11 protein-coding genes are annotated in these 12,456 nt (G+C 62.5%); 8 read left to right on the plus strand and 3 right to left on the minus strand.

Features of this window, described 5'->3' with window-relative positions; genetic code table 11:
* The 3 genes from ACRCYW_RS03035 to rimO form a co-directional block, all read right to left on the minus strand.
* Complete coding sequence (locus tag ACRCYW_RS03035) at positions 1–984, minus strand: ABC transporter permease (protein WP_438548707.1); 984 nt, start codon at positions 982–984, stop codon at positions 1–3.
* 116 nt (positions 985–1,100) lie between these two features.
* Complete coding sequence (locus ACRCYW_RS03040) at positions 1,101–2,783, minus strand: ABC transporter substrate-binding protein (protein ID WP_438548708.1); 1,683 nt, start codon at positions 2,781–2,783, stop codon at positions 1,101–1,103.
* Positions 2,784–3,388: 605 nt separating this feature from the next.
* Positions 3,389–4,717, minus strand: coding sequence for a 30S ribosomal protein S12 methylthiotransferase RimO (rimO, locus tag ACRCYW_RS03045; protein ID WP_438548709.1), 1,329 nt, complete (start codon positions 4,715–4,717; stop codon positions 3,389–3,391).
* A 354-nt stretch (positions 4,718–5,071) separates the two neighbouring features.
* Between rimO and befA the strand changes: the two genes are divergently transcribed.
* The 8 genes from befA (at position 5,072) to fliJ (ending at position 12,418) form a co-directional block, all read left to right on the plus strand.
* Positions 5,072–5,848 (plus strand): beta cell expansion factor BefA, encoded by a 777-nt coding sequence (gene befA, locus ACRCYW_RS03050; protein ID WP_438548710.1) that lies wholly within the window; start codon positions 5,072–5,074, stop codon positions 5,846–5,848.
* 146 nt (positions 5,849–5,994) lie between these two features.
* A complete protein-coding gene (locus ACRCYW_RS03055) occupies positions 5,995–6,381 on the plus strand; it encodes a hypothetical protein (protein ID WP_438548711.1) in 387 nt (128 codons plus the stop codon).
* Between the two features lie 129 nt (positions 6,382–6,510).
* Entirely contained in the window at positions 6,511–6,828 is a 318-nt protein-coding gene (fliE, locus tag ACRCYW_RS03060; RefSeq protein ID WP_349918868.1) for a flagellar hook-basal body complex protein FliE, read from the plus strand.
* Between the two features lie 53 nt (positions 6,829–6,881).
* Positions 6,882–8,588 carry a flagellar basal-body MS-ring/collar protein FliF gene (fliF, locus tag ACRCYW_RS03065; protein ID WP_438548712.1) on the plus strand — a complete coding sequence of 569 codons (1,707 nt, stop codon included), beginning with the start codon at positions 6,882–6,884 and terminating at the stop codon, positions 8,586–8,588.
* Entirely contained in the window at positions 8,581–9,642 is a 1,062-nt protein-coding gene (gene fliG / locus ACRCYW_RS03070) for a flagellar motor switch protein FliG (RefSeq protein ID WP_438548713.1), read from the plus strand. The genes fliF and fliG overlap by 8 nt, the downstream gene beginning before the upstream one ends.
* 64 nt (positions 9,643–9,706) lie before the next feature.
* Complete coding sequence (gene fliH / locus ACRCYW_RS03075; protein WP_438548714.1) at positions 9,707–10,510, plus strand: flagellar assembly protein FliH; 804 nt, start codon at positions 9,707–9,709, stop codon at positions 10,508–10,510.
* A 109-nt stretch (positions 10,511–10,619) separates the two neighbouring features.
* Positions 10,620–11,951, plus strand: coding sequence for a flagellar protein export ATPase FliI (fliI, locus tag ACRCYW_RS03080; protein WP_438548715.1), 1,332 nt, complete (start codon positions 10,620–10,622; stop codon positions 11,949–11,951).
* A 26-nt stretch (positions 11,952–11,977) separates the two neighbouring features.
* Positions 11,978–12,418: a flagellar export protein FliJ gene (fliJ, locus tag ACRCYW_RS03085; protein ID WP_434663442.1), complete on the plus strand. Its 441-nt coding sequence runs from the start codon at positions 11,978–11,980 to the stop codon at positions 12,416–12,418.
* Positions 12,419–12,456 lie beyond the last annotated feature (38 nt).

The raw sequence follows: 12,456 nt of genomic DNA on the forward strand, positions 1-12,456 counted from the left end.
TTATTTGCCTCCTGTACGCAGACGGGGATCCAGGAAGACATAGAGCACGTCCGCCAGGAAGTTGAAGCTGAGCATGGTGATGGTCATGATGAGCAACTGGCCCTGGATGAGGGGGTAGTCGCGGGCGAGAATGCCCTGATAGAGCGTCAGGCCGAGACCGGGGTAGTTGAAGATCACCTCGGTGATGAGGGAGCCGCCGATGACGAACCCCAGCGCCATGGAGAGGGCGGTGACGCTCGGCAGCACGGCGTTGCGGGCGCCGTAGTTGAAGATCACCCGGTTGCTGGAGAGCCCCTTGGCCTTGGCCATGGTGATGTAGTCCTCACCCAGCAGGTTGATCATGTTGTTGCGCATGGTGATGAGGAAGCCCCCCACCTGCACCATGGCCAGGGTGCCGACCGGCATGATGGCGTGCAGCATGATGCTCTTGATGTGCTCCCAGCCAAAATCGGCCTTGATCTCCGGGCTGTAGGCGTAGCCGATGGGCAGCCAGCCGAGGCTGACCCCGAACAGGAAGAGGGCGAGCAGGGAGACCACCACGGGGGGGATGGCCTGCATCACCAGGGTGAGCGGGGAGAGGATGCTGTCCATGCGTCCCCCCCGGTACCAGGCGGCGAAGATGCCGACGATGGAGCCGATGGAGAAGCTCAGAATGGTGGAGGTGCCCACCAGGAACAGGGTCCAGCCGATGGCGCGGCCGAGCACGTCGGCGACCGGTTGCGGGTAGTAGCGCACCGAGGTGCCGAGATCCCAGGTGAAGACGCTCTTCACATAGGTGAGAAATTGGGTGCCGATGGGGCCATCAACGAAGCCGAAGGTGGCTTTGAGGGCTTCCAGGGCGGCGGGTTCCATCATGGCGCCGGCCCGGGCGAACATGACGGAGACGGGATCCCCCGGCATGGCTCTGGGCAACAGGAAGTTGATGGTAGCGGCCACCAGGAAGGCGACCAGATAGAAGGAGAAACGTCTGAGTATAAATCCCATGGTGATACCTTTTACTGCAAGCCTGCCCCGCGCCGGGCAAAGCTACCCCAACCCCGCGAGAGCCGGGGGATGAAGTGAGGGCGGGGAAGAGGGCCCCCCGCAGGGGGCCGGGGAGATTAGCTGTTTGGCTTGAGTGACAACACGTGCAGCAGACGCTCCGGGGTATCCGGGTGTACCTGCGGCTTGGCAACCGGGTTGTCGGCACTGAACCAGCCATTGAAGCGCTTGGTGCTGTACTCGTACCAGGTCGGGTTGTTGAACACAGGGATGATGGTCTGGTTGGCCCCGACACGCTCCTGGATGGCAAACATGATCTCTTTCTGCTTGGCCGCATCGGCGGTCTGGGTGAAGTCGTCGATCAGCTTGTCCAGCGCCGGATCTTTGTAGCGAGGCGCCGCGAAGCGGTTGCCGCGCTCACCCATGTTGCGGGAGTGGAAGGCGGTCTCGAAGTACTTGTGCGGGTTGGCACCGGCGAAGTAACCCTGCAGGGCGACGTCGAAGTCACCGGTGATCAGGTTCTCGGTCCAGACGGTGGCTTCCGGGGTGGAGGTCTTGGCGTTCAGGCCCAGGGCCTGCAGGCCTTCGACCCCGATCTGGACGGTGTTGACCCAGTCGGTCCAGCCGTTCGGTACCAGCACCTTGAACTCGATCTTCTTGCAGCTCGGGGTGTCGAGGAACTTGTCGCCGTCACAGTCCTTGTAGCCCGCCTCTTTCAGCAGTGCCTTGGCACCTTCCAGGTCGAATTTGTTGTACTTGCCGTACTTCTTCTCGACGTCCGGGTTGTCCCAGGAGGCGAACGCCTTGCCGAGGCCGGACGGATACTCGTTGACGGTCGGGTAGCCGTAGCCCGCGATGTCCACCATGGACTGACGGTCCATGGCCATGGAGAAGGCGCGACGGAAGTTGATGTCGTTGAAGGCTTCGTGGTTGCCCGGATTCTTGCTCTGGAAGTTGACGTTGAACGCCACTGTGCCGGAGGCGGGGAACCAGTACTTGTTGTTCTTCGGATCGTTGCCGACGTAGAGGCGCTCGATGTCCGGCACGAAGGAACCGAACCAGTCCACGTCACCCTTCATCACGGCGGCCAGCACCTGGTCGTTGGTGGCCATCTGCGGCATGCGCAGGCAGTCGATGGAGAGGCTGGCGTTATCCCAGTAGTGCGGGTTGCGGCACTGGGTATAGAGCTGGGCGGAGAAGTTGTCCACTTCGGTGAAGGGACCGGTACCGACCGGCTTGTCGTTGGTGAAGGCCACCGGATCCTTGACGGACTTCCACTGGTGCTCCGGCACTATGGGCACCAGTACCAGGTCGTTCACCACGTTGGTGTTCACCTCGGCCAGGTCGAACTTGACCTTGTGATCCCCCAGCTTCTCGACACCCTTGATCTGAGTCCAGATGGAGCGCTCATCCAGCGCCTTGTTGGCCTTGACCAGGTTGAAGGAGAAGAGGATGTCGTCGGCGGTGAAGGCTTCACCATCGGACCACTTGACCCCTTCGCGCAGATCGAAGGTGACGGACTTCAGATCATCGCTGAAGGCATAGTTGGTGGCCAGACGATAGACGGGTTTGCCACCCTGCATATCGTTGAAGATCACCAGCGGCTCATAGATGAAGTGACGGGTAGTGTGCAGCAGACCGGCCTGCAGGAAGGGGTTGAAGTTTTTCACCCATGCGGTTTCCTGCTGGGCAACCAGGGTCAGCACCGTCTTGTTCTCGGCGGCCATGGCTGTGCCGGTCATGCCGGCGAGCAGGGTCCCCAGCATGACTGAGGTAGCGATTTTGGATACTTTGGCAAGCATATTTTTTCCTTTCTTATTGGTCTTCCATGGTTTTGGAATGGAGCACCGATATCGCATGCTTGGACATCGGCCCTCTATGTTGGTCAGGTTTTGCACCCTTGTAGTTGTGTCGTCCAACGCCCTTAGAAAAGCAGAATTAACAGGAAAACAACAACTCTTCATTTCGTCGATATCGTAAAAACCCAAGACGGCTCGTCAATATCGTCAAACTGTGCTTTTAAGCTTTTAAAATTATATGGTTACATTAATTCTCAAGAAACACCAAGTCACCCTTTATGACAGTTCAAAGACGATACTGTGAACTGGATCGTGCTCGTTTTTCCCCCTGGTTGGTGGCTTTTTTTTGAGCATGAAACAAGCAAGCCGCAAAGCACTTCGAGATTGTGCGCTGGGTCACGGAGGGGGCAGAAGGTCATCCCATCCCCCTTCAGGGGTCGAGTCGAGCAGATTGGAATGGAGTGAAACGGATTGAGAGGACGTGTGGTCGGGCTGACCGCAAGCGGTAGGGGTGACCCCAGGGACTGGACGTCGGCGGGCAATAAAAAAGCCAGTCAGCAGGACTGACTGGCTTGTTGGCAGCGGCATGGCTGCCGAGGCGGCTCGCCTTAGTCGATCAGGCTGGCCCAGAGGTCGTACTCGTCCGCCTCGTCGATGCGAACCTTGACCATGTCGCCGGGCTTGAGGTCGGTCTCACCGTTCAGGTAGACCAGGCCGTCGATCTCGGGGGCATCGGCGAAGGATCGGCCGGTGGCGCCCTCTTCGTCCACCTCGTCGATGAGGACTGTCATCTCCTGACCCACCTTGCGGGCCAGCTTGCGGATGGAAACCTGCTGCTGCAGCTCCATGAAGCGCTGGAAGCGCTCTTCCTGGATCTCTGCCGGCACCGGGTCCGGCAGCTCGTTGGCCTTGGCACCCTCGACCGGGCTGTACTTGAAGCAGCCGACCCGATCCAGCTCCGCCTTGTCGATGAAGTCCAGCAGCATCTGGAACTCTTCCTCGGTCTCGCCGGGGAAGCCGACGATGAAGGTGGAACGCAATGTGATCTCGGGGCAGATCTCGCGCCACTTCTGGATGCGCTCCAGGGTGCGCTCGACCGTGCCCGGGCGCTTCATCAGTTTCAGGATGCGCGGGCTGGCGTGCTGCAGCGGGATGTCCAGGTAGGGCAGTACCTTGCCGTCGCGCATCAGCGGGATGACGTCATCCACGTGTGGGTAGGGGTAGACGTAGTGCAGGCGCACCCACATGCCGAGCTTGGCCAGCTCCTCGCACAGGGCCACCATGCTGGTCTTGACCGGCATGCCGTCGTAGAAACCGGTACGGTGCTTGACGTCCACGCCGTAGGCTGAGGTGTCCTGGGAGATCACCAGGATCTCCTTCACGCCGGCCTCTTTCAGGCGCTTGGCCTCGGCCAGCACCTCGCCGATGGGGCGGCTCACCAGATCCCCGCGCATGGAGGGAATGATGCAGAAGGTGCAGCGGTGGTTGCAGCCTTCGGAAATTTTCAGATAGGCGTAGTGACGGGGGGTCAGCTTGACCCCATGGGCCGGCACCAGGCTGGTGAAGGGGTTGTGAGTCGGTTTTTCCACGTACTTGTGGACGTGGCCCAGCACCTCTTCATAGGCGTGGGGACCGGTGATCTCGAGCACCTTGGGGTGGATCTCGCGGATCTGGTTCTCTTTGGCGCCGAGGCAACCGGTGACGATCACCTTGCCGTTCTCGGCCAGGGCCTCGCCGATGGCTTCCAGGGATTCCTGTACCGCACTGTCGATGAAACCGCAGGTGTTGACCACCACCAGCTCCGCATCTTCATAGCTGGGCACCACATCGTACCCTTCGGTACGCAGCTGGGTCAGGATGCGCTCGGAATCGACCAGGTTTTTGGGGCAACCCAAGGAGACGAATCCTACTTTGGGGGCCTGTTTTGTGTTGGACATCGCTCAATCACTCTTAGGTGGCTCTATTATAAGGGCGCGGATTTTACCGGAATGGCTAACCAAAAACTATACAACCGGGGGTCTCTGGCCGAACAATATTTACGGCTTCCTCCCCCCTGCACCGGCCATGAAGAGGGAGATCTCCGCTGGCGCCGGTGACAGTTATCGTCCGATGACGGCAGCCTCACTTCCTCCCGGGGAGGGCGGTGGGAAACGCCAGGGTCGCCATGATGCGCTGGTGGGCGAGCGGCGCAGGTGATTGAGCCACAAGGCATAGTCGTGAACGGGATGCGTTTTGACGTAGGATTAAATCTGATAGGGTAATGACTCGCTGACGAGCAGAAGGAGTAGACCATGAAGAGCCAAACCTGGCTGATTGCCGCCGCCCTGGTGCTGGCATCCCCCCCCAGCCACGCCGACTGGGCCAAGTTGAAGGAGGCCGCCTCCGAGCTCGGCACCGCGGTGAGCGACACCAGCAAGGAGGCGTGGAAGGGGATCACCGACTTCTCCAAGGCGACCTGGGAGTCCGTCTCCACCTGGGGATCCGATGCCTATAACAAGGCGGGGGCTTGGACCGAAGAGAGCGCGGCCACCGGCAAGGAGTGGCTGAACACCGCCGACAAGAAGCTCGACACCATGCTGGAGCCCAAGACCCCCGCCGAGGCGCGTACCGCCCTGGATACCATGGCCGACACCGCCCTGGTGCGGCTGTTCAACGAACAACCCTCCGCCAAGCTGCTGTTTGACAAGGCTTATGGCTATGCGGTGTTCGACTCTCGCAAGTTCTCCCTGATGATCCACACGAACCAGGGCGCGGGGGTGGCGGTCAACCGCAAAACCGGCAAGCACACCTATATGAAGATGTTCGGTGCGGGTCTGGCGGCCGGACTCGGCGGCAAGTTCTATCAGCAGGTGATCCTGTTTGAGGACAAGACCCGCTTCGATGCCTTCGTCAATCAGGGCTGGGAGGCCACCTCGGAGGTAGGGGCCGTGGCGGGCAAGGAGAGTGCCGAGCTCACCGCCAAGTACAATGGCGGCATGGCCATCTACCAGATTGGGGAGAAGGGGCTGCTGCTTGACGCCAATATCTCCGGCTCCAAGTACTGGCTGGACGATGATCTGAACAAGTGATGGTGCAGCCCTTGAGCGGGTGCAGGTTTTTCTGCGATCACAGTGCGGCAACGTCTTTTTAAATCCGCGGACTTGCAGTAAAAAGGGGGCCTTCGGCCCTCTTTTTATGGGCGCATGCTGACAAGGTCCCAGGACAAGGAGAGGATATGGCCCATGAGCCCGAACAGGATGTGATGGCGGCCCAGAGCCGGGAGTGGGACAAGCAGAGCATCTCTCTGCGGTTGCAGGATGGGATCCCCACGGCCTTCTGGGTGTGGGGGGATAGGGTTGCTCCGCTCGAGCCTTGCGTGACGCCCGCTGGCCACCAGGGTCGGTTCGGCTGGGGAGAGGCCGATGAGGCCAGCCTGGCCCTCTCCCACGCCATCATGGTCAAGCTGGTGGCCGTGGGACTGGTGGCTCCCGAGGAGGCGAATGCCAAGGCGCATTATCTGCGCGATGAGGTGCTGGCCAAGTTGCCCGCCGGCGAACACTACGATCTGCACCTGAGTTACCTGCTGCTGCTGCTGGGCAAGCAGCCCTGGCCCGCGATCTGATCCCCGATGGCCGGTCACCACCGGCCTGCTCACCCCGCCGCTTTCACTCTTGATCCCAGCGAATCGCCCTGGTTGGCACCCTTATTGCTTCAAGCCTGTCAGCGTCAATGATTTGTCTGGGGATGAAAGATGGAAATAAGTGCAAGCAGCCTGATGCAAGAGATGCAGGCACTCAAGGTCGAGGCGGGGGCGACCCCGCTGGCCCAGCCCGGTCGCCCGGTCAGCTCTGATTTCGGCCAGATGCTCAAGCTGGCCCTCGACAACGTCAACGAGTTGCAAGGCAGCGCCAACGATCTGCGCACCCGCTTCGATCTCGGCGACAAGTCGGTGGATCTCTCCGAGGTGATGATCGCCGGCCAGAAATCCTCCATCGCCTTCGAGGCGACGGTCCAGGTGCGCAACAAGATGGTCGATGCCTATAAGACCATCATGAACATGCCGGTATAAGCGGCCCATGGCGACTGAGCATCATGAACATGTCAGCAATAAGGACATAAACCGTGGCTAACGATCAAAACGGCGATCTGCTGATCAACAACGAAGGGGCGGCGACCCTGGATGAGCAAGAGCAGAAGAGCTCGGCGCTGGGGTTCCTCTCCAACACGGACGTGCTGCGCCAGATCACCCTGATCCTGGGGCTGACCATCTGTCTGGCCATCGCCGTCTTCATCCTGCTGTGGGGCAAGGAGCCGGAGATGCGTCCCCTCGGCACCTTCAACACCCAGGAGCTGGTCTCCACCCTCGACTACCTCGATCAGCAGAAGATCCCCTATCAGGTGGATGGCAAGAGCGTGCTGGTCAGCGCCGAGAACTATGCGGACATCCGCCTGCGCCTCACCCGGGCCGGCCTCGCCAGCAGCAACGACGTGAGCAACGACGGCGAGTCCATCCTGCTCAAGGACTCCAGCTTCGGCGTCAGCCAGCGCATGGAGGGGGAGCGTCTCAAGCTCAGCCGCGAGCGCCAGCTGGCGAGCGCCATCGAGCAGTTCCAGAACGTGGCCAAGGCCCAGGTGCTGCTGGCCATTCCCAAAGACAACGTGTTCGCCCGCAACGAGCGCAAGCCGAGTGCGACCGTGGTGCTGAGCCTGCGGGGCAGCGCCCTCGGCCAGGGTGAGGTGGACTCCATCGTCGACATGGTGGCCTCCGCCGTCCACGGCCTCGAGCCGACCCGGGTCACGGTCACGGACCAGAACGGCCGCCTGCTCAACTCCGGCTCCCAGGATCCCCTCTCCGCCCAGACCCGCAAAGAGTTTGCGATGCAGCAGAAGCAGGAGCTGGAGTACAAACAAAAAATTGACGCCATCCTGATCCCGGTGCTCGGGGCGGACAACTACACCGCCGAGGTGGATCTCTCCCTCGACTTCTCCCAGCAGGAGCAGACCCGCAAGACCTTCAACCCGGACTTGCCCGCGGTGCGTTCCGAGATGACGGTGGAGGAGAACAGCTCGGGCGGCAGCAATGGCGGCGTGCCCGGCGCCCTCTCCAACCAGCCCCCGGCGGCCTCCAGCATTCCCCAGGAGGCGACCGCCGCGGACGGCAGCGCCGCGTCGAGCGGCCGCTCCCGCAAGGAGGCGACCCGCAACTTCGAACTGGACAGCACTATCAGCCACATCCGGCGCCAGCAGGGCGGCATCCGCCGCATGACAGTGTCGGTGGCGGTGGATTACAAGGCGACCCCGGGTGCCGAGGGTGCCGTCACCCGGGAGCCCCGCACCCAGGCCGAGCTCGATACCCTGCGCCGGCTGCTGAGCGGCGGCCTCGGCTTCGACGTGACCCGGGGGGATACCCTGGAGGTGGTCGCCATCCCGTTCAACCGCCCCGAACTCGAGGCCGTGGCCGACATCCCGCTCTACGAGCAGCCCTGGTTCTGGCGTGCGGTGCGCATCGCCGCCTCTGTGCTGGTCATCATAGTGCTGATCGTCACCGTGGTCAGGCCCATGCTCAAACGCCTGCTCTACCCGGATGCGAGACCGGAAGGGGAGCTGGATCTGGACAACAGCATAGTGCTGGGCGGGGATGACGAGCTCAGCCTGCTGGCGGCCCAGGCGGAAGCCGAGCCCATCTTCGGGGTGCGCGATGGCCACCTGAAGCTGCCGGATCTGCACAAGGATGAAGACTTGCTCAAGGCGGTGCGTGCGCTGGTGGCGAATGAACCGGATCTGGCCGCTCAGGTCATTAAAGAATGGGTAACGAACCGAGATGCCTGAAGAGAACAAGAACCAAGTCACCGGTAACGAGATTACCGACAGCCAGCGCCTGATCCTGGATCAGATGAGCGGGATGGAGATGGCGGCCGTACTGATGCTGAGCCTCAACGAAGAGGACGCGGCCCAGATCTTCCGCCACCTCGAGCCCAAGCAGGTGCAGCGGCTCGGCATGTCCATGGCCTCCATGTCGGATTTCAGTCACGACCGGGTGGCGGCGGTGCATCGTCAATTTATCGACGATATCCAGAAGTACACCAACATCGGCATCGGCAGCGAAGACTTCGTGCGCAAGGCCCTGGTGGCGGCGCTCGGGGAGGATAAGGCCAGCAACCTGGTGGATCAGATCATCCTGGGGTCAGGGGCCCGTGGCCTCGACTCCCTCAAGTGGATGGATGCGCGCCAGGTGGCCAGCATCATCCAGAACGAACACCCGCAGATCCAGACGATCGTGTTGTCCTACCTGGAGCCGGAGCAGTCGGCGGAGATCCTGAGCCAGTTCCCGGAGCAGGTGCGCCTGGATCTGGTGATGCGTATCGCCAACCTGGAAGAGGTGCAACCGGCGGCCCTGCAAGAGTTGAACGACATCATGGAGAAGCAGTTCGCCGGTGCGGCCGGGGCTCAGGCCGCCAAGATGGGTGGCCTCAAGGCTGCCGCCAACATCATGAACTACCTCGACACCAACATCGAGGGTCAGCTGATGGACTCCATCCGCGACTCGGACGAGGAGATGAGCCAGCAGATCCAGGATCTGATGTTCGTGTTCGAGAACCTCATCGACGTGGACGATCGCGGTATCCAGACCCTGCTGCGGGAAGTGCCGGGGGATCTGCTGCAACGGGCCCTCAAGGGCTCCGACGATCAGATGCGGGAGAAGGTGTTCAAGAACATGTCCAAGCGGGCCGCCGAGATGCTGGCGGACGATCTGGAGGCCATGGGGCCGATCCGGGTCTCCGAAGTGGAGGCCGCCCAGAAGGAGATCCTCTCCATCGCCCGTCGTCTGGCGGATGCGGGGGAGATCATGCTGGGGGCCGGTGGTGGCGAAGAGTTCCTATGATGTCCTGGCCTGTCACCCTTGAATTGTCACGCCATATCATCCCGGTGAGGAGTGCTGCCAGAGCATGAATAACAAGAATAACAAGCTGCGCGGTTACGTCAGGCCCGAGCCGGACGAGTTGCCGGCGCAGGCCTGGGGCTGGCCCGAGATGGAGGTCGAGTCCGAGATCCAGAGCAACGCCCTGGGGCTCAGCCCGGATTGGTATCGGCAGGAGCAGGAAGTCGAGACCCCAGACCCCGAGCCCGAGGAAGAACCCGCTCCCAGCATCACGGCCGAGGAGCTGGAAGCCATTAGCCAGGCCGCCTGGGAGGAGGGGATGGCCGAGGGACGCGAGGCCGGTTTTGCCAAGGGGCTGGAGGAGGGCAAGCTGGAAGGCTTGCAGCAGGGCCATCAGGCGGGGCTCGAGCAGGGCAGGGAAGAGGGGCTCGCCATGGGCCGCGAGCAGGTGGAGCAGCAGATTGCCCACTGGCAGGGGCTGGCGGATCGCCTCGCCAACCCCCTGAGCGAGCTGGACGCCGCCGTGGAGCAGCAGCTCATCAGCCTGGTGCAGCAGCTCGCCCGCGCCCTCATCCGTCACGAGGCCGAAACCTCCCCCAGGCTGTTGCTGGAGGCGCTCAAGCAGGGGCTCTCCCTGCTGCCTGCCGCCGAGCACGGCGTCACCCTGATGCTGCACCCGGACGACGTGGCCCGGGTCGAGGAGGCCTTCGGCGCCGAGGAGTGCGCCAGACGCCATTGGCGGCTGCTGGGTGAACCCACCCTCTCCCCCGGGGATCTGCAATTGGCCACCGAACTCTCCAGCATCGATCTGACCCTGGCGGGGCGCATCGAACAGCTGCTGCGCAGCTTCCTGCGGGACAACGCCGACTGATGTCCCCTCGCTACCCGGTGCCGGCTGACCCCACAGTATTTCAGGTGAGGGATGATGAGGTGATGTCAGCCTCCCTCTGGTCATCTATTTTCATCCCTTCGGAGGCCTCATGACTGCGTCCCTGCTCAATCGACTGCAAGCCTACCGGGTGCGCGAGGTCGGCCCCACGCCGCCGGTGGCGGGCAAGCTGACCCGGGTGGTGGGGCTGACCCTGGAGGCCATAGGCTGCCGTGCCGCCATCGGTGCCCTGTGCCGCATCGATACCCAGGAGGGGGCCCTGGAGGCCGAGGTGGTCGGCTTCTCCGGCGATCGCCTCTTCCTGATGCCGAGCGAACAGCTCAAGGGGGTCATCCCGGGTGCCCGGGTGGTGCCCATCACCGAGGAGCACGGCATCCCGGTGGGGATGAACCTGCTCGGCCGGGTCATCGACGGCATCGGCCAGCCCCTGGACGGGCTCGGCCCCATCCTCTCCTCCCAGACGGTGCAGTTCGCCCAGCACCGCATCAATCCGCTCGCTCGCCGCCCCATCCATCAGCCGATGGACGTGGGAGTGCGCGCCATCAACGCCGTGCTCACCGTGGGTCAGGGCCAGCGCATGGGGCTGTTCGCCGGTTCCGGCGTCGGTAAATCCGTGCTGCTCGGCATGATGACCCGAGGCTCGGTGGCGGATGTGGTGGTGGTGGGTCTCATCGGCGAACGGGGCCGGGAGGTGAAGGAGTTCATCGAGGAGATCCTCGGGGCCGAGGGGCGCGAGCGCGCCGTGGTGGTGGCGGCGCCCGCCGATGCCTCGCCGCTGATGCGGCTCAAGGGGTGCGAGACGGCGCTGGCCATCGCCGAGTACTTCCGGGATCAGGGGCTCAACGTGCTGCTGCTGATGGACTCCCTCACCCGTTACGCCCAGGCCCAGCGGGAGATAGCCCTAGCGGTGGGGGAGCCGCCCGCCACCAAGGGCTACCCGCCCTCTGTGTTTGCCAAATTACCGGCGCTGGTGGAGCGGGCCGGCAACGGCAGCGACGGCCAGGGCTCCATCACGGCGTTCTTCACCGTGCTGACGGAGGGGGACGATCTGCAGGATCCCATCGCCGACGCGGCGCGGGCCATCCTCGACGGCCACATAGTGCTGGCGCGGGAGCTGGCGGATGCGGGCCACTACCCGGCCATCGACATCGAGAAGTCCATCAGCCGGGTCATGCCCATGGTCACCTCGCCGGAGCACATGGAGCTGGCGCGCACCTTCAAGCAGTTCTACTCCCTCTACCAGCAGAACCGGGATCTCATCACCATAGGCGCCTACAGCCAGGGTTCGGATCCCCGCATCGATCGGGCCATCATCCAGAAACCCTATCTGGATCAGTTCTTGCAGCAGAAGATGCGCGAGGTCATTCCCTATGACGAAGGCCTGCAATCCCTGCACATGGTCGCCATGCCATTGATGCGTTGAGCCGATAACCCCGCTGGAGTGCCGTGATGAGTAAAGGATTGGAGCTGTTGGCGACCCGATTGGTGGAGGCCGAAAATCAGGCGGCCATGGCGCTGGCCAAGGCCCAGCAGGACCTGAAGCTGTTCATGGATCAGCAGAATGCGTTGAACCAGTACCGCCAGATCTATCACCAGCAGTGGACGGATCGCGGCCTGCAGGGGATCAGCCCTCAACAGAACAGCCAGTATCACGCTTTCATCAACAAGCTGGAGAATGCGGCGACCCAGCAATACGAGGGGGTGCTGCAGGTACGCGAGGCGTTGGCCCAGTGCCGCACCCAGTGGCTGGAGGCGCAGCAGCGGCGCAAGGCCGTCGAGCTTCTGCTGGAGAAACAGGCGGACAAGCTGCGTCTCAAGGCCCAGCGCCAGGAGCAGAAGATGCTGGATGATTACGCCATCCAGCGGCGCTATCACCATTCTGGCCTGTAATTTGCTTCTCTTCGGTCAATAACTCGACTCATCGACCG

Origin of the sequence: Aeromonas sp., assembly GCF_051657805.1 — a bacterium.
Taxonomy (GTDB): Bacteria; Pseudomonadota; Gammaproteobacteria; order Enterobacterales; family Aeromonadaceae; genus Aeromonas.

Excerpts from the sequence above, each read along its gene's own strand:
- befA (WP_438548710.1), top strand. The coding sequence starts at position 5,072 with ATGAAGAGCCAAACCTGGCTGATTGCCGCCGCCCTGGTGCTGGCATCC.
- ACRCYW_RS03040 (WP_438548708.1), bottom strand. The coding sequence starts at position 2,783 with ATGCTTGCCAAAGTATCCAAAATCGCTACCTCAGTCATGCTGGGGACC.
- fliI (WP_438548715.1), top strand. The coding sequence starts at position 10,620 with ATGACTGCGTCCCTGCTCAATCGACTGCAAGCCTACCGGGTGCGCGAG.
- ACRCYW_RS03055 (WP_438548711.1), top strand. The coding sequence starts at position 5,995 with ATGGCCCATGAGCCCGAACAGGATGTGATGGCGGCCCAGAGCCGGGAG.
- rimO (WP_438548709.1), bottom strand. The coding sequence starts at position 4,717 with ATGTCCAACACAAAACAGGCCCCCAAAGTAGGATTCGTCTCCTTGGGT.
- fliH (WP_438548714.1), top strand. The coding sequence starts at position 9,707 with ATGAATAACAAGAATAACAAGCTGCGCGGTTACGTCAGGCCCGAGCCG.
- fliJ (WP_434663442.1), top strand. The coding sequence starts at position 11,978 with ATGAGTAAAGGATTGGAGCTGTTGGCGACCCGATTGGTGGAGGCCGAA.
- ACRCYW_RS03035 (WP_438548707.1), bottom strand. The coding sequence starts at position 984 with ATGGGATTTATACTCAGACGTTTCTCCTTCTATCTGGTCGCCTTCCTG.
- fliE (WP_349918868.1), top strand. The coding sequence starts at position 6,511 with ATGGAAATAAGTGCAAGCAGCCTGATGCAAGAGATGCAGGCACTCAAG.
- fliG (WP_438548713.1), top strand. The coding sequence starts at position 8,581 with ATGCCTGAAGAGAACAAGAACCAAGTCACCGGTAACGAGATTACCGAC.